Annotated in this window: 20 protein-coding genes; 5 read left to right on the top strand and 15 right to left on the bottom strand. The window is 69.7% G+C overall.

Annotated elements, in window-relative coordinates:
* Window positions 1–22: 22 nt before the first annotated feature.
* From fxsT to ACLQ3F_RS01705, 6 genes are all read right to left on the bottom strand, one after another.
* Window positions 23–3,883 carry an FxSxx-COOH system tetratricopeptide repeat protein gene (gene fxsT / locus ACLQ3F_RS01730; protein WP_425845363.1) on the bottom strand — a complete coding sequence of 1,287 codons (3,861 nt, stop codon included), beginning with the start codon at window positions 3,881–3,883 and terminating at the stop codon, window positions 23–25.
* Window positions 3,873–5,117 (bottom strand): TIR-like protein FxsC, encoded by a 1,245-nt coding sequence (locus ACLQ3F_RS01725; protein WP_425845360.1) that lies wholly within the window; start codon window positions 5,115–5,117, stop codon window positions 3,873–3,875. The genes fxsT and ACLQ3F_RS01725 overlap by 11 nt, the downstream gene beginning before the upstream one ends.
* Window positions 5,114–5,731 (bottom strand): TIR-like protein FxsC, encoded by a 618-nt coding sequence (locus ACLQ3F_RS01720; protein WP_425845358.1) that lies wholly within the window; start codon window positions 5,729–5,731, stop codon window positions 5,114–5,116. The genes ACLQ3F_RS01725 and ACLQ3F_RS01720 overlap by 4 nt, the downstream gene beginning before the upstream one ends.
* Window positions 5,732–6,042: 311 nt before the next feature.
* Window positions 6,043–6,867: an aminoglycoside N(3)-acetyltransferase gene (locus ACLQ3F_RS01715; RefSeq protein ID WP_425845355.1), complete on the bottom strand. Its 825-nt coding sequence runs from the start codon at window positions 6,865–6,867 to the stop codon at window positions 6,043–6,045.
* The gene (locus ACLQ3F_RS01710; protein ID WP_425845352.1) at window positions 6,851–9,190 is read right to left on the bottom strand and encodes an FxsB family cyclophane-forming radical SAM/SPASM peptide maturase; all 2,340 of its coding nucleotides are present in this window, start codon (window positions 9,188–9,190) and stop codon (window positions 6,851–6,853) included. Before ACLQ3F_RS01710 ends, ACLQ3F_RS01715 begins: the two co-directional genes overlap by 17 nt.
* The gene (locus ACLQ3F_RS01705) at window positions 9,191–9,379 is read right to left on the bottom strand and encodes a hypothetical protein (protein WP_425845349.1); all 189 of its coding nucleotides are present in this window, start codon (window positions 9,377–9,379) and stop codon (window positions 9,191–9,193) included.
* Window positions 9,380–9,518: 139 nt separating this feature from the next.
* On the opposite strand from ACLQ3F_RS01705, the gene ACLQ3F_RS01700 reads away from it, so the two are divergent.
* Window positions 9,519–9,755 carry a DUF2277 family protein gene (locus ACLQ3F_RS01700; RefSeq protein WP_355009924.1) on the top strand — a complete coding sequence of 79 codons (237 nt, stop codon included), beginning with the start codon at window positions 9,519–9,521 and terminating at the stop codon, window positions 9,753–9,755.
* Window positions 9,756–9,803: 48 nt separating this feature from the next.
* On the opposite strand, the gene ACLQ3F_RS01695 is transcribed toward ACLQ3F_RS01700, so the two are convergent.
* From ACLQ3F_RS01695 to ACLQ3F_RS01660, 8 genes are all read right to left on the bottom strand, one after another.
* Window positions 9,804–10,283: a hypothetical protein gene (locus tag ACLQ3F_RS01695; protein WP_091400520.1), complete on the bottom strand. Its 480-nt coding sequence runs from the start codon at window positions 10,281–10,283 to the stop codon at window positions 9,804–9,806.
* A gap of 230 nt (window positions 10,284–10,513) precedes the next feature.
* On the bottom strand, window positions 10,514–11,500 hold the full coding sequence (gene selD, locus ACLQ3F_RS01690) for a selenide, water dikinase SelD (protein WP_425845347.1): 987 nt from the start codon (window positions 11,498–11,500) through the stop codon (window positions 10,514–10,516).
* A gap of 82 nt (window positions 11,501–11,582) precedes the next feature.
* A complete protein-coding gene (locus tag ACLQ3F_RS01685) occupies window positions 11,583–11,876 on the bottom strand; it encodes a hypothetical protein (protein WP_425845345.1) in 294 nt (97 codons plus the stop codon).
* 113 nt (window positions 11,877–11,989) lie between these two features.
* Entirely contained in the window at window positions 11,990–12,535 is a 546-nt protein-coding gene (locus ACLQ3F_RS01680) for a hypothetical protein (protein ID WP_425845344.1), read from the bottom strand.
* An 18-nt stretch (window positions 12,536–12,553) separates the two neighbouring features.
* Window positions 12,554–12,694 carry a hypothetical protein gene (locus tag ACLQ3F_RS01675; protein WP_357207917.1) on the bottom strand — a complete coding sequence of 47 codons (141 nt, stop codon included), beginning with the start codon at window positions 12,692–12,694 and terminating at the stop codon, window positions 12,554–12,556.
* A gap of 76 nt (window positions 12,695–12,770) precedes the next feature.
* Window positions 12,771–13,265: a hypothetical protein gene (locus ACLQ3F_RS01670; protein WP_357263409.1), complete on the bottom strand. Its 495-nt coding sequence runs from the start codon at window positions 13,263–13,265 to the stop codon at window positions 12,771–12,773.
* Window positions 13,262–13,807, bottom strand: coding sequence for a hypothetical protein (locus ACLQ3F_RS01665; RefSeq protein WP_425845341.1), 546 nt, complete (start codon window positions 13,805–13,807; stop codon window positions 13,262–13,264). The genes ACLQ3F_RS01670 and ACLQ3F_RS01665 overlap by 4 nt, the downstream gene beginning before the upstream one ends.
* Window positions 13,807–14,538 carry a hypothetical protein gene (locus ACLQ3F_RS01660; protein ID WP_425845338.1) on the bottom strand — a complete coding sequence of 244 codons (732 nt, stop codon included), beginning with the start codon at window positions 14,536–14,538 and terminating at the stop codon, window positions 13,807–13,809. The genes ACLQ3F_RS01665 and ACLQ3F_RS01660 overlap by 1 nt, the downstream gene beginning before the upstream one ends.
* A 371-nt stretch (window positions 14,539–14,909) precedes the next feature.
* Between ACLQ3F_RS01660 and ACLQ3F_RS01655 the strand changes: the two genes are divergently transcribed.
* Genes ACLQ3F_RS01655 through ACLQ3F_RS01640 form a run of 4 tightly spaced genes read left to right on the top strand, consistent with a single transcriptional unit; the run spans window position 14,910 to window position 18,323 of the window.
* On the top strand, window positions 14,910–15,665 hold the full coding sequence (locus tag ACLQ3F_RS01655; RefSeq protein ID WP_238660654.1) for an amino acid ABC transporter ATP-binding protein: 756 nt from the start codon (window positions 14,910–14,912) through the stop codon (window positions 15,663–15,665).
* Between the two features lie 56 nt (window positions 15,666–15,721).
* Window positions 15,722–16,597: a glutamate ABC transporter substrate-binding protein gene (locus ACLQ3F_RS01650; RefSeq protein WP_357208137.1), complete on the top strand. Its 876-nt coding sequence runs from the start codon at window positions 15,722–15,724 to the stop codon at window positions 16,595–16,597.
* A 41-nt stretch (window positions 16,598–16,638) separates the two neighbouring features.
* Entirely contained in the window at window positions 16,639–17,346 is a 708-nt protein-coding gene (locus ACLQ3F_RS01645) for an amino acid ABC transporter permease (RefSeq protein WP_357208135.1), read from the top strand.
* Window positions 17,343–18,323, top strand: a complete 981-nt coding sequence (locus tag ACLQ3F_RS01640) for an amino acid ABC transporter permease (RefSeq protein WP_357208133.1) — start codon at window positions 17,343–17,345, stop codon at window positions 18,321–18,323. Before ACLQ3F_RS01645 ends, ACLQ3F_RS01640 begins: the two co-directional genes overlap by 4 nt.
* Window positions 18,324–18,423: 100 nt before the next feature.
* Here ACLQ3F_RS01640 and rny read toward each other — a convergent pair whose 3' ends face one another.
* Complete coding sequence (gene rny, locus ACLQ3F_RS01635) at window positions 18,424–20,190, bottom strand: ribonuclease Y (RefSeq protein WP_357195141.1); 1,767 nt, start codon at window positions 20,188–20,190, stop codon at window positions 18,424–18,426.
* Window positions 20,191–20,389: the final 199 nt, after the last annotated feature.

Raw genomic sequence — 20,389 nt, 5'->3', positions numbered from 1 at the left:
CCCGGTCTGGTGTCGTTGGAACTCAGAACGGGTGAGGGTCGATGATCCGTGCGACCAGGCGCCCGTCCCGCAGCGCCCGCACGCCCGGGTGGTCGGCCCCGACGACCTCGCCCAACGAGACGACCGGGGCGGCCGTCGGCGGCCGGTCGCCCACGTTCTCGCGCACGACGAGTGCCAGGTTCGCCTGGCAACGCAGGGCGTCCGGATGGCGCGACCCGGACGCGGCCAGCCAACGCTCGGCGGTTGCGCGGAGGTGGTCGAGTGCGGCGTCCCGGTCCCCCTCCTCGGCGAGGCAGATGCCGAGGTTCTCCTCAGCGGCGAGGGTGTGCGGGTGGTCCGGACCGAGCGCCTCGCGCAGCGCACCGGCCGCCCGTCCGGCCGTCGCGCGGGCCTCGGCAACCCGGCCCACGGCCCGCTGCGCCACGGCGAGGTTGCTGAGCGCGCCAAGGGTGTGCGGGTGGGTGGCCCCGAGCCGCTGCTCGTAGATCCTCGCCACCTGCGTCGCCTCGGCCACCGCGCGTTCGGTCTCGCCGAGTGCCAGCAGATTCGCGACCAGCGCCGCCTGGCAGATCAGCGTTTCGGGATTGTCCCGCCCGAACTTCTCCTCGAGCACCGGGTACGCCGCGTCGAGCAGTCCGGCTGCCTCCGTCAACTGGCCCGCGCTCCGCAGCGACACCGCGAGACTGACCTGAGCGTTCAGCGTGTCCCCCGCCTCGCTGCCGATCTCCTTCAGGCTGGCGAGTTGTTCGTGCACAGTGCGCAGCATCTTGGCCGAGTTGGCGTATTCACCGGCCTCCCGCAGGTCGCGTGCCAGCTGTGCGGCCGAGTGCACTGTGTACGGATGTTCCGGGCCGAGCACCTGCCGGCGGAGCTGGAACACCGCCTCGTCCCGACTGCGCGCCGAGCGGAAGTCGCCCACCAGGCGATAGGAGTGTGCGAGGTTGTTGGCCGCGAAGAGCGTGCGCGGATGGTATTCGCCGAACTCCTCACTCCACGCGTCGTAGGTCTCCTGATCACGCTCGATCGCGTCGGTGTAGCGGCCGAGTGCCCGCAGATCCGCACCCAGGCTGCCGGCGGTCATCAGGGTGTGCGAATGCCTGTCACCCAGCAGCGCCCGTTGCGCTTCGTGAGTCTCCTGGTCCAGGTCGTGGGCCTCGACGTAGTGGGCAAGCGCCCGCAGCACGTTCGCACGGTTGAAGCGCAGGTGCAGCAACTGCCGACGCAACGTGGCGAGTTCCTCGGTGCCGTAGAGGCGGTCCCGCCGCTTTGACCAGACCGCGTCGACCTCCTTGGCGAACGCGTTCGCCGCGTCGAGTTCTCCCTGACGCCAGAGATACCGCACCCGGTCGATCATCAGCTCCCGGACCGACTCGTCCTTGCTGCCCATCGCGCCGGAGGCCTCGATGTGCGGCCAGAGCCTGCGGAACCTGTCCCAGGTACGCGGATCGTCGGCGTCACCGCCGGGCCACGCCTTGCCCAGCACCAGGTGCGCCCGGTGTCGGGTGTCGGCGATCTCGTCCGGGGTCATTCCGCCCCGGACCACCGCCTGGAGCAACCGGTGCACCAGGATCCGTTGCTCGGACATGTTCATCGTGAGGAGCGCCGACCGGTTGATCCGCTGGACCAGCCGCCCGATCATCATGGGCTCCGACACCGCGGGATCGAACGGCGCCAACGTCTTCACCATCTCGTCGTTGTAGAGCAGGCCCAGGTCTATCTCGGGGGCCAGCACCGAGCAGAGCTGCAACAGCCGGTAGGCCGCCGGGAACTGGGCGCGCAGCCGCGCCAACGAAAGATCCCAGGTGGCTTCCACGGAGAGGGCGCTGGGACCTTGCCGCTCGATCTGCTCCAGGTACGCGTCGACCGAGGTACCGGTGTCGGCCAGGTAGGCGCCGGCCGTGGCCACCGCGACCGCCAGGTCCCCGAGCGCGTCGGCGATCCGGTCCGCCTCCTGCTCGGTGAGGGTGGGCACCCGACGTTGCAGGTGGGCGACGCTTTCCTTACGGGCGAAGACGTCGACCTGGATCAGCGTGGCCCGCTCCCCCCAACCCTGGTTGCGCGAGGTGAGCAACACGTGCCCGCCGCGCGGCAGGAATCGCTTGAACGGGTCGACCTCCTCGGCATTGTCGATCACCAACAGCCACCGCCCGGGCTCACCCCGCCCCAGCGCCTCCAGCACCGCGCGTGCGTTGTCCGCCTGGTCCGGGTTGCCACCGACGCCGAGTCGGTCGGCGAAGGCCGCCAGCGACTTCTCCACGTCGGCGCCGATCGACTCCGTCGCGCCGGCGGAAATCCAGAGCACCGCGTCGTAGGCGGACTTGAACCGATGCGCGTATTCCAGGGCGAGTTCGGTCTTGCCGACCCCACCCATCCCCTGCAACGCGACCGGCACGGCAACCGGTCCGGTCAGGTGTCGGCGCAGGAGGGCCAGCTCATTCTCCCGTCCGGTGAACCGCGCGTTGCGGTTCGGGGCCTCGAAGACGGCCGGCTCGGCGGCCGGGAAACGCAGGCCGCCGTCCGCCCGGCCATCGAGGCGGAGCGGCAACGGGCCCCCCACCAGCCGAAGTAGCCGCTCGGCGGCGGTCGCCGCGGTGATGTTGGCCAGTTGGGTGGAGGAGGCCACCGCGAACTCCGCGAGTGGCCGCAAATCGCTCACGTAGACCGCGAGCGGAGTGGTGTCGACGGTCGGGTCCCGCGGAGGCAACGCGGCGGGGGGCAGGGCCACGTAGGCCGGGGAGAGAATGGTCAGGGTACGGGCCGGCAGGCGGGCGCCGCTCTCGATCGGCTGGGTTCCGTCGACGACGCGAATCTGCGCCGAGCTGAGCACCCGCTCGATCCACTCCGCCCAGACCGCGTCCTCCGGTGCGTAGCGGAGCATGAGGTCGTCGCCGGGAAGCTTGTGGCGACGCCGGAAGCGGGCCTTCTCCCGCTCGCGCACCGACTCGTCCATCGGCGGCATCGCGTGCACCTCGCCGTTGGTCAACTGCGCGGTCAGCGTCTCGAACGCCGCCAGCAGCGACGTGGGCGAGCCCGGCGTGTCGCCGAAGGTCGCCAACGTCTCCTCGTACGCGTAGAAGGGCCGGTACGGCACCTCCACCGCCGCCCAGTAGCGGCGCCGATCCTCCTCCGTCATCCCGGTGGGCAGACCGGCGAAGCGGTGCATCGCGAGCGCACGCCCGGCGTCGGCTTTCTCCTTCTCCGCCTGGTCGACCCGCATCGGCACGGGCAGGATCCGGATGCCCCGGCGCGAGGGGTGCACGGCGACGGTTCTGGCGACCTGAGCGGCACCCTCGATGCCCTGGTCGCTGAGGGTGAAGCAGTCGACAAGGGTATCCGGCAGATGCAGGGTGCAGATGTCGGCGACGTCGCTGAGCCCCGTCCGGCTGTCGATCAAGGTGTAGTCGTACTCGCGCTTCATGTCCTCCCGGAGGGCCTCGAAGAACTGCGCACCGCCCAACCGGTGGTAGAAGGTGTCCCAGTCCAGTCCGTTCACCGAAACGGCGTAATCGCTGTTCTGCCGGCCGGCGGAGAGGAAGTTCAACCCACCGCCGCCGGGAAACTCCCAGGCCAGCGAGAAGGCGTACCGGTTGACCCGGGCGAACTGCTCCACCCAGCCCTCCGGCCGTACCGCCTCGCGGATGGTCTCCGACTCGTAGTCCCGGATCAGGTCGACGACCCCGGCCGTGCCGCCGATCGTCGACACGTCCAGGAAGGGGTGGAAGAAGCGGTGCAGTCCGGGCGATTCCAGGTCCCAGTCGGTGACCAGCACCCGTTTGCCGTTGGCAGCGAGGATCCACGCGACGTTGGCCAGCGCCATCGTCCGGCCCGTTCCGCCCTTGAACGAGTAGAAGGTGACTATCTGACCGTCGCGCTCAGTGCTCATCGGGCATCTCCGGGGCTTCGAACGATGACGGGGCCGGGTTGCGAAGGCTGGGCGGCCGGGTAACAGGCCCCGGTGCCGGGAACACCGCGCCGTGCTTCAGGTAGAGCCGCCGGGCCTCGGTCACCACTGTCGGCATCAGCCCGGCGAACTCGTCCGTCCGACCGACCCACCGCGCTCGCGTCGCGCCCGCGTCCTGCAGCACGCCCAGGACCAGCCGCGCCAGGTCGGCGCCGCGGTGCGCGTCGCGCGGGTCGTCGGCGTCGGTCACCACGAGCGGGACCACCCACGGCGGCAGCGCCCGCGCGGCGGCCCGCAGAGCGGGTACGCCGCCGGGAAGCTCGGTGAACCACGGGTCGATCAGAAGCGCGCCGGGGCGGATCTCGAGCAGGTCCCCGGCGTCGGCGAAGTCACTCGTGTGCACCGACAGTCCGAGCCGCTCGGCGATGCTCGCGGCGTACTCGGCCACCGGAAGCTCCTGCCGCGCCCCGAAGGGACGCCAGAGCCGGCTGCTCTCCGCGTACCAGGACGCCTCCCGCCCCTCGGGCGGCCGGTCTCGGGTGGGTGCCAGCACCGTCACCACGAAGTCCGGGTTGGCCGCGATCCGCCGCGACACATCGAGAGTGGGCGCCCGGGACGGACGTAACCAGATGCGTTGGGTGGGCTCCACGATCCGCCGGGCCAGCCGCCCGAGCAGGATCTGGTACGGCTGCTGGTACGCGCCGAGCATGCAGAGCGCACGCATGCCGTTCTCGGCGTACTCGGGCACGTCCCGACCCAGGTCCAGTGCCGCGTCGAGTTGGGGATGCTCCTCCCAGCTGGGCACCGGGATCCAGAGGACCGGCGCCACGTGGTCGGCCGGCACGACCTGGGACGCCGGCTCGCCGGCCGCGCGGAGCAGCCGGGTGAGGAAGGACTCCTGCTCGCCCAGCGCCCATGATCGGCTGAAGTAGCCCGGCGAGTAGAGCGGCACGAACACCTGGGCCGCGCCGAGAGCGTCCGCCAGGGCCGCCTTCACGTCGGCGCCCGGCGGGATGGACTGGTCGATGAAACCGATCTCCACGCCCGGTCGCGGGGACACCAGCCGACCCACCTCACCCGACAGATCCGCGAAGAACCGGTCGACCCAGACGTCGGTGTCGGTGCGGGCACCCAGCAGCGGCGCGGAATGCGCGTAACTCAGGAAGAAGTAGGTCTGGCGAGTCGGCGCCCGCCCCTCGGCGGTGAGCGGCGTCATGCGGCTGCCTCCTCGGTGAAGAGCGTGCGCAGCTCATCGATGCCCGCGGGCACCAGCGGATGGACGTGATAGGCCCGATGGATCGCCACCACCCGCTGGGCGAGACGCCACACCACCGCGCGGTACGCCTGCTCCCGTTGCATGGTCAGCAAGCCGTAGACCCCTTCCTGCTCGTACTGGCGCGCGACGGTGTTGTCATCAGGTAACGCGGTCGGCGAGAACCGTTGGATGGCACGAATGCTCGGCGGCAGCGACGACTCGGTGGTCGGCGACCAGTTGACGGGCACGATCGCCGTCTCGTGCGCTGAGCTGCCCGGGACGCGTGGTTCGATCTGACGCCGCGCGAAGGCGTGCCATTCCATGGCGCACCACGTGCTGCTGATGAACGAGCTGGACACCAGCGGAATGAACACCTGGCAGGTCCCGGCGGCGCGCAACAACTCGGGGGTCCAACGCTCACCGCCGCCCAGTGAGCTGTCCATGAATCCGGGGTCGACCCCGGTCGGCAGGCCGACCAGCTCGCTGACGTGGGTGGAGAGGTCGTCGAAGAACCGCGAGAGGTATTCCTGGGGCGTGTTACCGGCGCGCCGGATCTGCGGACGTGAATAGCTCACGAAGAACAGCGGGGTTCGCGTATCAGCGACTGCTACCGCTTCGCTCACCGTCGTTCCTCCGCCGTCCGGAAAGCGACCGGAGTTTCAGCCTAAGGCGTTCGTCAATGCCGAGGACAGACCCGGTTGCCGCCTCGTCACTCTACGACGAAGGCCACTGTGGCGGGTATCGGCAGCGCGCCGCACGGGTCTTTGCCGAGCCCGAGAAATCAGACGAGACCGCCGGTGTCGTACATCCGACCAATTGGCGGCTGCTCGCCCAGGTACGAGCTCAGGTCAGGCTCCGCGGCGGTCAGCGGTGCCGCCCTCCCGGTTCACCGGCGCGCCGCCAGACGGTGCACGTTGAACCAGTCGATCGCGAAGTCCACGGCGGCACGCACTGACAGCAGGCGTGCGCTTGCCTGCCCGATCCGACCATGCCGCACCAACGGCGTCTCGTCGAGCGCGGCACCAACCGCCGGGAAGTCCCGGTCGTCCAGGTCGAGAGCCCGGAAGTCGAGGCGGACCCGCCGCCCGTCGACAAGCCGGAAGCAGTGGTAGTCGCGCTCGGGTGGCGGCACCGGCAGCCGGTACTCGGCCAGGTGCAGTGCGGTGCACGCCTCGTAGCCGAGGCCGAGCAGCAGGATCTGCCCGTCGGCCGCGTAGAGCTCGCCCATTGGTGAGCGCTCCCCGAGGTGGCAGGTGAGGTCGTGGCCGTCGGTGAGCTGCCGGGCCTGCGGGCCGAGCGCGGCGAATGAGGTCTGCGGATGGTCGCTGCGCACGGCACCGGGGGCACGCCGGACGTACTCGGCGAGCACCCCCATCCGCTGCGACGGGGTGGTCCGGCGGTCCCAGCCCGGTAGCGCCGCCTCGTACCGGTCGCGTTGCGCGCGGTTCATCCCGGCGACGGCCGCCAGGTGGGCCCGGGAGGTGGTCGAGTTGCCGTCGGTGTGGGTGGGCACCAGGAGCGTGCCGGCCGGGCCGAGGACCTCGCGCAGCGCGCTGGCGAGGGTCGCCGGGCCGTGTTCCAGCGGACCCACCCGACGGAGGCCGCAGTGCACCAGCAGGCAGGTACCTGGGTTGACGCCCAGCGCCCGCAGGTCGTCGGCGAGGCGGAGACGGCCCAGTGTGGACGGCAGACGCTCAGCCGGCCCCGGCACGGGTTTCCTCCAAGGCGTGGCGCAGCCGGCCGACGAACCGCTCACCCGCCGCGGTGAGCGACCGGCTGGCCAGCAGTGCGTCCGCACCGTCCCGGGTCCACGCCAGGAAGTGGGCAGCGTGCGCGGACGCGTCGCCGCCGTCGGTGACCGCCCGGGACTGCCAGACCTGGGTGATGGCGAGGTGGGCGTAGACGCCCTGGAGGACGCCCTCCGGTGGCCGCGGGTCGGGGCGCCACGGCACCCGGATCTGGGCGCTCTGGCCAGGTTCGACAAGGTCGTACAGGTCGAGCACCGCGCCCAGCTTCGCGTGCTGCCACTCGTGCACGAGCAGCACCGCCATCGTCTCCGGGTCGGGGTGGGGTGTGACGGCGACCGCGCCGAACGCGTGCCGGGCGGTGGCGCTTCGCAGGGGTCGCGCCGGGTCGGGCGCCAACGGCACGACGGCACGCAGGCCGCCGTCGAGCGCCGCCGCGTGCGCCGGCACGTCCCGGTGCACGACCCGCCAGGCTTCGGCCAGGGTACGGCCCAACGCCCGCGCCGCCGGACCGTCCAGGCGGGACTGGACCGGCTGGCCGTAGCAGTCGCGGTACGGATCGCCGTCCTCGATGAGCAGCCGGCCACCGGGCACCGCCACGTCCCGGGTCGGGAACCATCCGGTCGACGGCGGCGCCAGCGGATCGAGGAGCACCGTCTGCTCGACCGACCCACCCCTGACCCGGAACTCCCCGGGTCGGACGGTTACCTCGGCGCTCTCCCCCAGGCCGGGCAGCACCAGGCTGCCGAGCGCGGGAAACGTGATCGTGTCGGCCCGTACCGGCACGTGCAACGCGGCTGGGACGCCGGCCCGCATCGCCGCGGCGATGGCCAGCGCCGGCAGTGGGTCGACTGCCGCGCCGAGGTCGGGCGGGGCCGACGAGTGAAGGCGACGCACCAGCCCCGGCCGGACGAAGGGGTGCGCCAGGACAGCGCGGACCGCCGCCGGCGCCGACTGGTCGAGGTGGACGAGCAGTTCCCAGGCGGGCGTGGTGCCGGATCCGTCCCGGGAGGCCGCCAGCAGCGCCCGGGTGATGGAGAGCTGGGTGGCGGCGAGCAGGGCGAGCGTCGACGCCGACCCGTGCCCGGTCGCCAGGTCGTCCAGCAACTCGTCGACGGGCGAGGTGGTCGACCCGTCGGCCGGGATGGGCGGGGTGGGCGGCGGGTAGGCGTCCACAGTGTCGATCAGGCGCAGCAGGTCGGCGCAGTACACGGAGGGGTTGTCGAAGCCGGAGCCGGTCCGCCAGCGGTGCGCGTACAGACCACCGCCACACCTGTCGACCACCGGGCAGGCCCGGCAGGTCGCGCAGAGCCCGGCGACGCCGTCCTGCCGTACCGCGACTCCGGGATGCCGCGTGACCTCGTCCACCGAGTGGTCGAACACGTCGAAACCGGTGCCGGCCGCGCCGTGGTACGCGGTCTTCAGTGAGTCGACCTGCTCCCAGGTCCCGTCCGCCTCGACGACCAGCACGTCGGCTGGTGCGAGGCCGAACGCCTCGGTGCCGCCGCCACCCGGGCGCAACGCCTCGAACATCCGGATCGACACCGGCCGTCCGTCGTCCACCCACCGGCGGTGGATCCGCCCCAGCCAGTCCGCGTACGGGGTCGGCTCGGGGCCAGGGCGCTGCGGCGGATGGTCCCAGGTGGCGTGGGGCAGCAACAGGTCGACCCGGGGCGGGCTCTCAGCCAGCAGCGCCTCGTACACCCGGTCGGGATCGTTGCGGACGTCGATCGTGCAGAGGATGCCGGCGTAGCTGACGCGGTGCTCCGGCCGACGGAGCAGGGCCAGCGCCCGGCGGACGTGCTCGTGGCTGCTGCCGCCGTGGGCGAAGACCCGGTGGCGGTCGTTGGCGGCCCGGTCGCCGTCGAAGGACACCCCGACCCGCACGTCGTACTCGACGAACAGCCGGCACAGCTCCTCGTCGAGCAGCACGCCGTTGGTCTGCATGCGCAGGTCGAGTCGCGTCCAGGGGGTGATCGCCGCGCGCAGTTCGGCCAGCACCTCCCGCAACCCCGCGGCCCCCAGCAGCAACGGCTCACCGCCGTGCAGCACCACGTGTACGACCGGCAACTCGTGCTCGCGGGCGTGCTCGGCGATCCGCTGCGCGACGGCCCGAACCGTGGCCAGCGGCATCCGCACCGGTCGACCACGCCAGGTCTGGTCGGCGTGCTGGTAGACATAGCAGTGGTCGCAGCTGAGATCGCACCGACTGTGCACCTTCAGTACGAACTGGCTGATCCGTCGGCATGATCCATCCGCTGCGGAGGGGCCACACCGACAGGCCGCCATTCAGATGGCCGAGTTGAAGGCGGCGACGGGCACCGTGCCGGAGGGCACTGGCTCATCCGCTACGACATGCCGCCGGACCGCCTCGACCAGATCAGCGTGCTTGACGGCGAGCAGGTCCAGCGGAGTGTCCAGGCTATGGGTGAAATCGTCCAGGCCCGGACGGGATGGGCGGGTGGGTGCGTTGTCCACAAGGATTCTCCGGGTCCCGCGGACGCGCCACGGGAGGTGTGATGGACGGCCCGAGGGCCCTGACGCGCCACCAGAATAGGCAACAGCCCCAACGATGTCATCGTTGGTCAAGTAGCGCACCAACCGAGGAGGAACTCACATGTGCCGGAGCATCAAGACGCTGCGTGAACCGTTCACCCCGCAGGTGACCGACGCGGACGTCGAGGCGGCAGCGTTGCAGTACGTCCGGAAGATCTCGGGCTTCCGGGCGCCCGCCGCGCACAACGCCGCCGCGTTCGACGCCGCGGTGGCCGCCGTGGCCGAAGCGACGCGCGTCCTGCTCGACCAACTGGTGGTGCGGGGCACCACCGACCGGTCGGCCACCGCCGCCAGCTGATCGCCGCTGACCGGCACGGCACCCGGCCGGGCCTGACCCTGGGGAGGGTCAGGCCGCGGCGAGCGCCGGTGCGACAGTGTCGGGTGCCCAGCGCGAGCGGTGACACTGCGACCAGCCCCGACAACCCGGGTCACCCAGCGAGCAGAGCCGCAGCCTGCTGAGCACCTCACCGTCCTCGGTGTCCCGCACGTCGAAGTGCACCGGACGGACCGTGCCGTCCGGAGCGACGAGCAGGTGCCGGCCCGCGTCGAGCGTGTCGTCGCGCAACAGGCAGTTGCGGCCCAGCAATCGGGCCAGTGCGGCGATGCTCGCGTGCTCGGAGAGCTGCTCGGGCACTCCGTAGCAGTCGACCACCGTCGCGAATTCGCCCGGCGCCTGCCAGACGTCACACACCACCGCGTACGCCGGCAGCCGCGCCGGGTCGGCCACCGCCAGCGGCATCACCACCCGACCAAGCGCCTCTGCCAGCGCCGGGTAGACCTCCACGGGTTGAGCCCCGTCGATTCTCCAGTTCCACAGCTCGGTCATTCCGCCTCCTCGCTGCGTTCGTCCCCACCGGCCTCCGGATCGGGCCTTACACACGATGGTGGGGGGCATTTGACCCCAGCCGGGGGCAAGTTACCGGTCTGTGACCATTCCGGGCAAAATTTCCCTGAGCGGCATTGCTCGGAGTAGCGGGAAGGTGACAGTTTATCGGGTATCGTGCGGCATTCGCACCACCGCCACCGCGTGTCCCGCAGCGGGTCGACCGCCCCCGGTCAGCGCAGGACGACCAGGTGTTCCCCGCGGGGCAGCAGCTCGCCCACCACCGGAGCGCCGGGCACCTCGCCGGCGACCAGCAGGCCACCGGAGGTCTGCGCGTCGGCCAGCAGCAGCCGCTCCGCCTCGTCCGCCACGCCGAAGTCGGTCCACTGGGTCACCCACTCCAGGTTGCGCCGGCTGCCGCCGCTGACGAACCCGTCGCGCAGCGCCTCCCGAGCGCCGGCCAGATAGGGCACCCGGGCGGTGTCGATGGCCACCGTGACCTGGCTGGCCCGGGCCAGCTTCGAGGCGTGCCCGAGCAGCCCGAACCCGGTCACGTCGGTGCCGCACCGGATGCCGGCGGCGACCGCCGCGCGGGCGGCCTCCCGATTGAGCGCGCTCATCGTGGCCACCGCCTCCGGGAAGCTCTCCCCCGTCGCCTTGTGCCGGGTGTTCAGCACACCCACCCCGAGCGGCTTGGTCAGTGACAACGGCACCCCGGCCCGACCGGCGTCGAGAGTGATCAGCTCCTCGGGGCGAACCGTGCCGGTGACCGCGAGACCGTACTTCGGGCCGTCGTCGTCCACGCTGTGCCCGCCGGCCAGGTGACAGCCGGCCTCCCGCGCCACGTCCTGGCCGCCGCGCAGCACCTCACGGGCCAACTCCAGCGGCAGCACGTCGCGCGGCCAGCAGAGCAGGTTGAGCGCCACCAGCGGGGTGCCGCCCATCGCGTACACGTCGGAGAGCGCGTTGGCCGCGGCGATCCGGCCCCAGTCGTACGCGTCGTCGACCACCGGGGTGAAGAAGTCGGCGGTGCTGACGAGGCCGGTCCGCTCATCCAGGCGCACCACCGCCGCGTCGTCGCCGTGGTCCAACCCGACCAGCAACTCGGCGGTGCCGGTCGCCGGGCCCAGACCGGCCACCATGATCTCCAGCTCGCCTGGCGGGATCTTGCAGGCGCAGCCACCGCCGCGGGCGTACTTGGTCAACCGTACCGGTTCCATCACGCTCCTCAGGAAACGTCAGGTGGCCCGTCGGATGGGAGCAGCCGAACGGCGCCACCTGACGTCACCAACGGTGATCAATCTACGTGCCGCTGATCCAACCCGGGCGCCCTGGGCGGCGAGGCGGCCGTTGTCGTGTCGCCATCAGGCGGGCCACCCGGAACGCGAGCCGAAGCGCCGGGAACCACCGTGCGGGATGGACCAGCCGGGCAGCGTGCCACCAGAGGAGAAGGCCGGCAACCTCGACGAGGTCACCGTCCTCCATCTCCAGCACGAGCAGTGGACGGCGGCAGTCGGGCCTGTCGGCGGCCACCTGCTGCGTCCGCCAGTCGGGGTTCGGATCATGGCACGACCGCAACGCAACCGGCCGTGCCATGACGTGCTCCGCCTGGCCCGCGACACCGCGGCAGTCCCCGCACCGGCTGTCGTACACCAGGTAGATGCGCCGTGGATCCATGCGTCGCCACCCAGCTGGGAACGCTGCCAATCTCACATCAATCCAATCACGCCCATGATCACGACAACGACGGCCATCGCGGCAACCAGCTGACGTGCGTACCGGGCCCACAGCAGGCTCCACGTACCGTCTTCGTCGTATCCGACGCTGCCCGCCGCCATGATCCAGCGTCCGACAGCAAATCCGAACGCCAGGCACAGCGCACCAATGAACGGAACCACGAGCAAGATCGCGATGAGCAAAAGGTGCGGCAGTGCGGACGGTGAGTAGGTCCGCATTCCCGTGCCCATCTCGAACCCAAACTGGAATCCACCCACCTCGGGCCCCCGACTGGTCACCGACTCGGGCACCAGGCGTCGATTCTCCGGGATCCGGAAGGACACCAGTCCGAACTCACGGGCAAGTATCACCGCTGCGATCGCCCCCAGCAGAGTCCATCGAAGGATCCCCGGCATGACAGACTGCGCAATACCACCGACGACTGCGGCGATTACCGCTACAACAACAGCTCCGGCGAACAGGCCGATTCCGAAATACAACAACGGACTCTTTCCGCGCCAGACCGACGCGGTCAGCAAGAATGCTGAATTGTGGCTTCAAGTGGAGCCGGAGTTGGCGTAGCCGGCCGCCGCGCCGGCGACAGCCAGCGCGGCGAGCGCGGGGAGGCGGGAAGGGTCGGGCAGCATCTGACTCAATGCCAGCGGCGCGGCCGCCGCCAGCAGGATCAAGGCTGCCAAGGTCCGAGGGTCCAGAAGGTGTCGGCGGAGCGCTGGACGCTCCGCCGAATCCCCGTACTTGTTACGTGTCACGTTGTTACACCGCGCACTGCGCAATGGTCAGGTCGTAGTGACGCTCTCCGCTGTTCCACACGGTGGTGGTCATCGCGTCCGAGCACCGGTAACCGTTCCACCGCCACGCGTTTTTGCTGCTGCAGTAGGTGGTGACGCGGTTGGAGGTGTAGCCCTCGTCGCTGTACGAACGGAAGCCTTCGAAGTGGTACTTACTGGCGCAAGGCCACGAACCCCGACGCCAGCCACCCGTGCACTGCCCCGTACCGCTCCACCAGTTCGCCGACGAGGGCGTGTAGTCCCAGGGACAGGACGTGTGCTCGCTCGTGGGGCCTGCGAAGGCGGCTCGTTTGTTGATGGCCCAGTCCAACGGCACGAGGGTGCTTGCCATCGCGGAGACCATGAGGCCCTTGAACACCGTCCGTCGCGACGGCTTGATCTGTCGAAGACGCGCGACCAGGACGCTCGAGACGGCGTCGGCAGGCATGTCATCGGCGGACGGAATGACGCTGAGATTCATACTGCCTCCCGGGAGGGTGCACCCTTGCCCTGCGCGAGGCCCACGGCGCTCGCCTCGGCAAGAAGTTCGGTCAGGTTCGTGTCGGCGTAGACAAACCGCCTGAAGATCACTTCGCCAGCGGCATTGACGACGGAGAGCGTGGGGTTGTATCCCTCGTAGACCGCCGCCCAGACGTCCGGATCCGCCACGGTCTCCATGGCGACCACGTCCGGATGCCGGTCCCTGGCGTCGATGCTGCTGAAGACCCGCACCACACGCAGCCCGGCCCAAGCGGCAGTCGCCATCTCCTCCTCCACCGCCTTGGCGAGTCGGTGACAGATGGGGCACTCCCCGTCGAGGGTCAACAGGACCGTGGCGGACTCCCCGGGCCGCGGCCGCAGCGATGCGGGCAGGGTGTCCCGCCGGCCTCCGCCGACCGTCAGATCGGCGATCACTTGTTCGACCTGCCTGAGCCGGGAGTAGACCCCGGCGACCGCGACAAGGGCGAACACTGCGACGAGTATCGCGAGCAGGGCCAGCGCGGCTGGCAGCGAGAGAGCCACTACCCGGCCCAGGTGGCACGGAGTCCGTCGAGCACAGCCGACGCCCGACGATCGGGATCGTCGGAGAGCACCTGGGGGCGAAGCGGGCTCCCCGGCGGATGGAAGGTCAACTCGGTCACCGTCTGCGGGCCGGCGACGACATACCGCCACTGATAAGCCGTGCCGGCCAAGCGCTCGCCCTCGGCACCCTCAAGGCCACGGTCGCTGCGCCAGATCTCCTGATCGTCGCGCACCAGCCCTCGCCACTCCGGCAGGACCGCGGCGGCCTCCTCGGCGGGACGGATGCAGAGGAACGCCCACTCGCTCCAGGCCGCGACGAGCGTCCCATGCTGCTGACTCATCTGCGGGACGCTGGGCCTGACCTGGGCGCCGTTCTCCGAGTCCTCGAAATGGATCGAGTTGATGAGGGAGGCGAGCAGTTCGGACCGCGGAGCGGCGGCTCCGAACCAGGTGGTCGCCTCGTGGTAGGGGCCAACCCAGACCAGGCAGCTGTCGGAGCGGTCGGCCGCCTCGTACAGGTGGACGTCGTATCCCTTTCGGGCAAAGACGCGCTTGGATGCGCCTGGCATCATCTTCTTCTGAATCACCTGGTACTGGCCGACTGCCGTCACGTGGAAATCCCGCTGGACGCGCACACCGGAAATACGCGTCACACAGACCCAGTCCGGTTTGCCAAATTCTTGAGGAAGATCGATGTCAAGCCGCGCCCCATCGGGCGCAATGCGAATCATCCCGACAACCTCCAAAAACAATAGATAGGTGGATGTCGATATAAAATACTTGACTACCGGATCTACCGCAAGACGCTATCACCACCTAAAGCCGCCTGTGATCCGGTCGAGACAACACGGCCCGGTTCGGGGCGAAGCCCGCAAAAGGGACGGCCGTTCCCGCATTGCCAGCACCTCCAGCCGGGAAATCTCATTGTCGTCGAACGATAGGTATCGCCATTGCGAACTAAATGCGTCACGACAGCTTGCGCTCAGACCACGCGTGGTGTTACCGCTCCGTGACCAACCGAGTTGCACTTCGCCACTTCAGGCCGCCTACAGTGGCCGCACCGGGGGTCAACCGACCCCGATCCGGGAGACGACAGGGGACGGTGGACGACGTGACGACGGGCGAACCGCTCATCGTGCTGGACGCGGTCAACAAGTGGTTCGGGCCGCTGCACGTGCTGGACGACGTCTCACTGTCGGTGGGGCGGGGCGAGGTGGTCGTGGTGATCGGCCCGTCCGGCTCTGGCAAGTCGACGCTGTGCCGCACGATCAACCGACTGGAACCGATCAACTCGGGCACCATCACCTTCGACGGCCAGCCGCTGCCAGCTGAGGGCAAACCCCTCGCCAAGCTACGCAGCGAGGTCGGCATGGTCTTTCAGTCCTTCAACCTCTTCGCACACAAGACCATCCTGGAGAACGTCACCCTCGGCCCGATCAAGGTCCGCAAGGAGAAGCCGGCCGCCGCCCGCGAGCGCGGCCTGGCTCTGCTCGACCGGGTCGGCATCGCCAACCAGGCCGACAAGTTCCCGGCCCAACTCTCCGGCGGCCAGCAGCAGCGGGCGGCAATCGCCCGAGCGCTGGCCATGCAGCCCAAGGCGATGCTCTTCGACGAGCCGACCAGCGCCTTGGACCCGGAGATGGTCGGCGAGGTGCTCGACGTGATGACCTCGCTGGCGAGCGACGGCATGACGATGGTCGTGGTGACCCACGAGATGGGCTTCGCCCGGCACGCGGCGAACCGGGTCATCTTCATGGCCGACGGGCAACTGGTCGAGGACGCCCCACCGGCGGAGTTCTTCGCGAACCCGCGCAGTGAGCGGGCCCGAGACTTCCTCTCCAAGATCCTCACGCACTAGGCGTCCGTAGTGGAGCGCGCCGTACTCGGTGGGCTCCGTTGAAGAAGGAGAAGAGTATGCGTATCAAGCGCGTTGCGGCAGTCGCCGCGGTCGCCGCTCTGGCGCTCGGCCTCACCGCCTGTGGTGGCGACGAGGGCGGGGACACCGGTGCTGGCAGCAAGTCCTTCGCCGCCGGCAGCACCATGGAGAAGCTGAACAAGGCCCAGAAGATCAAGGTCGGCACCAAGTTCGACCAGCCGGGCTTCGGTCAGAAGGGCCTGTCGGGCAAGCCGGAGGGCTTCGACGTCGAGATCGCCAAGATCATCGTCAAGGAGCTCGGCATCCCCGAGGACAAGATCGAGTGGGTGGAGACGCCCTCCAAGGTGCGCGAAGACGTGATCGTTAACGGCACTGTCGACCTGGTCGCCGCCACTTACACGATCAAGGACGAGCGCAAGGAGAAGATCTCCTTCGCCGGTCCGTACTACGAGGCTGGCCAGAACATCATGGTCCGCAAGGACGACGCGGCGATCACCGGGCCGGACTCGTTCAAGGACGGCAGCAAGAAGGTCTGCTCGGTCACTGGCTCCACGCCGGCCGAGGAGATCAAGAAGCACGTCAAGGACGTCGGCAGCCAGCTGGTGCTCTTCGACACGTACGACAAGTGCCGGGACGCGCTCAAGGGCAAGCAGGTAGACGCGGTCACCACTGACAACGTGATCCTGCTCGGCTACATCGCCAAGGACGAGGCGTCGTTCAAGATGGCTACCGACAACTTCACCAAGGAGCCGTACGGCATCGGTGTCAAGAAGGACGACACCGCCTTCCGTACCTTCATCAACGACCTGCTCGAGAAGATCTTCACGGACGGTCGCTGGAAGAGCGCCTGGGACGAGACCGCCGGCAAGTTCGGCGCCACGCTGGGCACGCCGCCGACCATCAACCGCTACTGATCTGATCCTTCGATCTGGAGGGTGGGGAGGAACGCCGACCCGTGAACGTGCTCATCGACAAGTTCGACGTCTTTGCGGGTGGTTTCTGGCTCACCCTCCAGATCTGCGTCCTCGCCGCGATCGGCGCCCTCGTCCTGGGCGCCATCGTGGCGGTGCTGCGCATCTCACCGGTGCCGCCTCTCCGCGCGCTCGGCACCGGCTACGTGAACGTCTTCCGCAACATGCCGCTGACCGTGGTGATGTTCTTCGCCGCGTTCGGCCTGCCGGCGCTCGGCTCCAACGCGGACTTCCTCCGCGTCCCGGTGCTCGACTCGCTGTTCACCCGCCTCGGCACCGATCTTCCGTACTTTCGGTTCGCGCTGATCGCCCTCGTGCTGTACACCGCCGCGTTCGTCTGCGAGGCGCTGCGCTCGGGGGTGAACGCGGTCCCACCCGGACAGGCGGAAGCCGCCCGCTCAATCGGGTTGACCTTCGGCCAGAACCTGCGGCACGTGGTTCTGCCGCAGTCCTGGAAGGCCTCCGTGGTGCCGCTCGGCTCCGTGATCATTGCGATGATCAAGAACTCGGCGCTGGTCGGCTTCTTCGGGGTGGTCGGTGATTTGTCGCAGAGCGCCGATCAACTCACCTCGGCCGAGGGCTACGCCTTCATCCCCGTCGCCATCGGCATCTCGATCGGATATCTGATCATGACAGTGCCGCTCGGCGCCCTGCTGGACCGGCTGGAGAAGCGACAGGCGGTGGCACGATGACCCGGCAGACCAGCGTCCTGTACGACGTTCCCGGCCCCCGCCAGCGGCGGATCACCCTCATCAGCAGCCTGGTCGCCAGCGTGGTCCTGCTGATCGGGGCGTACTTCCTGATCTACCGGCCACTGGAGGACAAGGGCCAGTTCTCGCTGGAGTTGTGGGGGCCGCTGGTCGATCCCTCCAACGAGAACTTCTCCCAGGTCTGGGATCGGATCGGCCTCGGCTTCAAGAACACCCTGTTCGCGGCGGCGCTGGCCATCGTGGCTTCGCTGGTGGTCGGAACGCTGCTCGCCGTCCTGCGGATCCAGCTCAAGAGCCTGACCCGACGGCGGTTCGTCGGCGCGGCGACGCCGCTGGCGTACCTGCTGCGCGGGCTGAGCGCGGTGCTGTCGGCGATCACCCGCGTCTGCGTCGAGGTGTTCCGCGGCCTGCCCGTCGTGCTCACCATCTTCTTCGTGGCCCGCGGCTTCCCCGAGTTCGGCCTGTACTTCGACAACCTCTGGTACCTGGTCATCGGCCTCACCATCTACAACTCGGTGGTGATCGGCGAGATCCTCCGCTCCGGCATGGAGGGGCTGCCGGGCGGCCAGGCGGAGGCCGCTGCCGCCATCGGGCTCTCCCCGACCCAGACCACCCGGATGATCCTGCTGCCGCAGGCCTTCCGGATCATGCTGCCGGCACTGATCAGCCAGCTTGTCGTGGTGCTCAAGGACACCTCGCTGGGGTTCATCATCAGCTACGAGGAGACGCTGAACATCGGCAAACAGATCATCGGCGTGCTGGGCAACCCGATCCAGGTCTACGTCGTGATCGCCGCGCTCTTCATCGTGGTGAACTACTCGCTGTCGAAGCTCGCTCAGTACGTCCAAAGGCGGCTCGCCCGGGGCCGCAAGACCGCGGGCACCCCGGCGCAGAACCCGCCGCCGGCGGCCCTGATGTCCCAGGCCGAGGGTGCGGGCGGAGGCGGCGGGGGCGTCTGAGCCACGTCACACCGACCAGAAGGCCCGAAGGCCGCCCCGAGCAGTTCGGGGCGGCCTTCGGTCGTCTGTCGGTATCCGCTCGGCGAGCTGCCGGGCCGACTCAGCGGGCGATCTCGGTGACCCGGGACTCGCGGACCACTGTGACCCGGATCTGACCCGGGTAGGTCAGCTCCTCCTCGATCTGCTTGGCCACGTCGCGGGCCAGCACCGCCGCCCCGATGTCGTCCACGTCGTCCGGCTTGACCATCACCCGGATCTCGCGGCCGGCCTGCATGGCGAAGACCCTGTCCACGCCGAGCTTGCCGGCCGCGATCTCCTCGATCCGCTCCAGCCGCTTGACGTACGCCTCCAGGCTTTCCCGGCGCGCGCCCGGCCGACCACCCGAGCAGGCGTCGGAAGCCTGGGTGAGCACGGCCTCGATGGTCTGCGGGGGCACCTCGTTGTGGTGCGCCTCGATGGCGTGCACCACGTCCTCGTGCTCGCCGTACTTGCGGGCCAGGTCCGCGCCGATGATGGCGTGGCTGCCCTCCACCTCGTGGGTGAGCGCCTTGCCGATGTCGTGCAGGAACGCGGACCGTTTGATGATCGGCACGTCCAACCGCAGCTCGGCGGCCATGATGCCGGCGATGTGGGCGGTCTCGACCAGGTGCTTGAGCACGTTCTGCCCGTACGAGGTGCGGTAACGCAGCCGACCGAGCAGCGTCACCAGCTCCGGGTGGATCTCGGTGATGCCGACTTCGACAAGGGCGTCCTCGGCGGCACGGAGGCAGAGCTGCTCCACCTCCTGCCGGGCCAGGTCGTAGACCTCCTCGATCCGGTGCGGGTGGATGCGCCCGTCCAGGACCAGCTTCTCCAGAGTCACCCGACCCACCTCGCGACGAACCGGGTCGAAGCAGGAGAGCAGCACCGCCTCGGGGGTGTCGTCGATGATCAGGTTGACGCCGGTCACCGACTCGAAGGCGCGGATGTTGCGCCCTTCCCGGCCGATGATCCGCCCCTTCATCTCGTCACCGGGGAGGTGCAGGACGCTGACCACGCTCTCCGCGGTCTGCTCGCTGGCGACCCGCTGGATCGCGTCCACCACGATGTGTCTGGCGCGCTGCTCGGCAGTGTTGCGCGCGTCGGACTCGATGTCCCGCACGAGCAGCGCCGCTTCCCGCTTGGCAGACGTCTCGATGGCGTCGACCAGCTCCAGACGGGCGGAGTCGGCGGTGAGCCCGGCGACCCGCTCCAGCTCCCGGCGTCGCAGCTCCTCCGACTCGGCCAGCTCGGCCTCGCGCTGGGCGAGCGCGGCCTCCCGGGCGGCGAGGGCGGCCTTCGCGGCGGTGAGCTGCCGCTCCCGCTCGGCGAACCGCTCCACCTCCTCGGTGTGCATCCGCTCCCGCTCGTCCATCCGAGCTGCCCGACGTTCCACCTCGGCGGCCTGTTCCCGGGTGGTGGCGGCGAGTACGGCGACCTCCCGCTCGCCGCTGCGCCGGGCTGCCGTCCGCAACTGTTCGGCGTCCGCCTCGGCCTGCTTGTGGGCGCGTTCCAGAACGGTGTCCGCCTCGGCCCGGGCGTCGTCGAGGACCCGCCGTGCCTCGGCGCGGGCCGCCTTCGCCTCGGCCTTCGCCGCCGCCGCCTCGGTACGGGCCGCTGCGGCCGCTGACTTCGCCACGTCGATCGTGCTGTTCGCCTCGTCGGCCGCGGTCCGTAGGGCAGCGAGGGACTGCTCCTGGCGGTCCTTCTCGGCGATGAAGGCGGGATCCTCCGGTGCCGGCGCGGCGCCCATCCGGCGCAGTGTCCGGATGCCGACCAGCACGGCCCCGATCACCACCACCGCGAGGACGAGGACGGCCGCGAGGAGCACGACGTCGAACGCGTTCATGCCGGGACCCCGTCGGGTCTACCGCTGAACCTGTGCCGCCGCCCCGCCATGGCCGCCTCCCCTAACGTCGAGACCGCAGCGACCGTGCCGGGGGCACACTCCTGCGGCTGTGGACGCCCGACCGGAGCGGCTGGCCGTGGGTAGCTTTCTCCGCCGGCGGTGCCCATGGGGCAGCGTCGGCGGCCGGGTGCAGTTGTCG

The sequence above is a fragment of the Micromonospora sp. DT15 genome, assembly GCF_049841475.1.
Taxonomy (GTDB): Bacteria; Actinomycetota; Actinomycetes; order Mycobacteriales; family Micromonosporaceae; genus Micromonospora.
This window is presented reverse-complemented; position numbering and strand designations above follow the sequence as displayed.

Excerpts from the sequence above, each read along its gene's own strand:
- selD (WP_425845347.1), bottom strand. The coding sequence starts at position 11,500 with ATGGAACCGGTACGGTTGACCAAGTACGCCCGCGGCGGTGGCTGCGCC.
- ACLQ3F_RS01725 (WP_425845360.1), bottom strand. The coding sequence starts at position 5,117 with ATGACGCCGCTCACCGCCGAGGGGCGGGCGCCGACTCGCCAGACCTAC.
- ACLQ3F_RS01710 (WP_425845352.1), bottom strand. The coding sequence starts at position 9,190 with ATGGCGGCCTGTCGGTGTGGCCCCTCCGCAGCGGATGGATCATGCCGA.
- ACLQ3F_RS01650 (WP_357208137.1), top strand. The coding sequence starts at position 15,722 with ATGCGTATCAAGCGCGTTGCGGCAGTCGCCGCGGTCGCCGCTCTGGCG.
- ACLQ3F_RS01670 (WP_357263409.1), bottom strand. The coding sequence starts at position 13,265 with ATGAATCTCAGCGTCATTCCGTCCGCCGATGACATGCCTGCCGACGCC.
- ACLQ3F_RS01695 (WP_091400520.1), bottom strand. The coding sequence starts at position 10,283 with ATGACCGAGCTGTGGAACTGGAGAATCGACGGGGCTCAACCCGTGGAG.
- fxsT (WP_425845363.1), bottom strand. The coding sequence starts at position 3,883 with ATGAGCACTGAGCGCGACGGTCAGATAGTCACCTTCTACTCGTTCAAG.
- ACLQ3F_RS01660 (WP_425845338.1), bottom strand. The coding sequence starts at position 14,538 with ATGATTCGCATTGCGCCCGATGGGGCGCGGCTTGACATCGATCTTCCT.
- rny (WP_357195141.1), bottom strand. The coding sequence starts at position 20,190 with ATGAACGCGTTCGACGTCGTGCTCCTCGCGGCCGTCCTCGTCCTCGCG.
- ACLQ3F_RS01640 (WP_357208133.1), top strand. The coding sequence starts at position 17,343 with ATGACCCGGCAGACCAGCGTCCTGTACGACGTTCCCGGCCCCCGCCAG.
- ACLQ3F_RS01700 (WP_355009924.1), top strand. The coding sequence starts at position 9,519 with ATGTGCCGGAGCATCAAGACGCTGCGTGAACCGTTCACCCCGCAGGTG.
- ACLQ3F_RS01685 (WP_425845345.1), bottom strand. The coding sequence starts at position 11,876 with ATGGCACGGCCGGTTGCGTTGCGGTCGTGCCATGATCCGAACCCCGAC.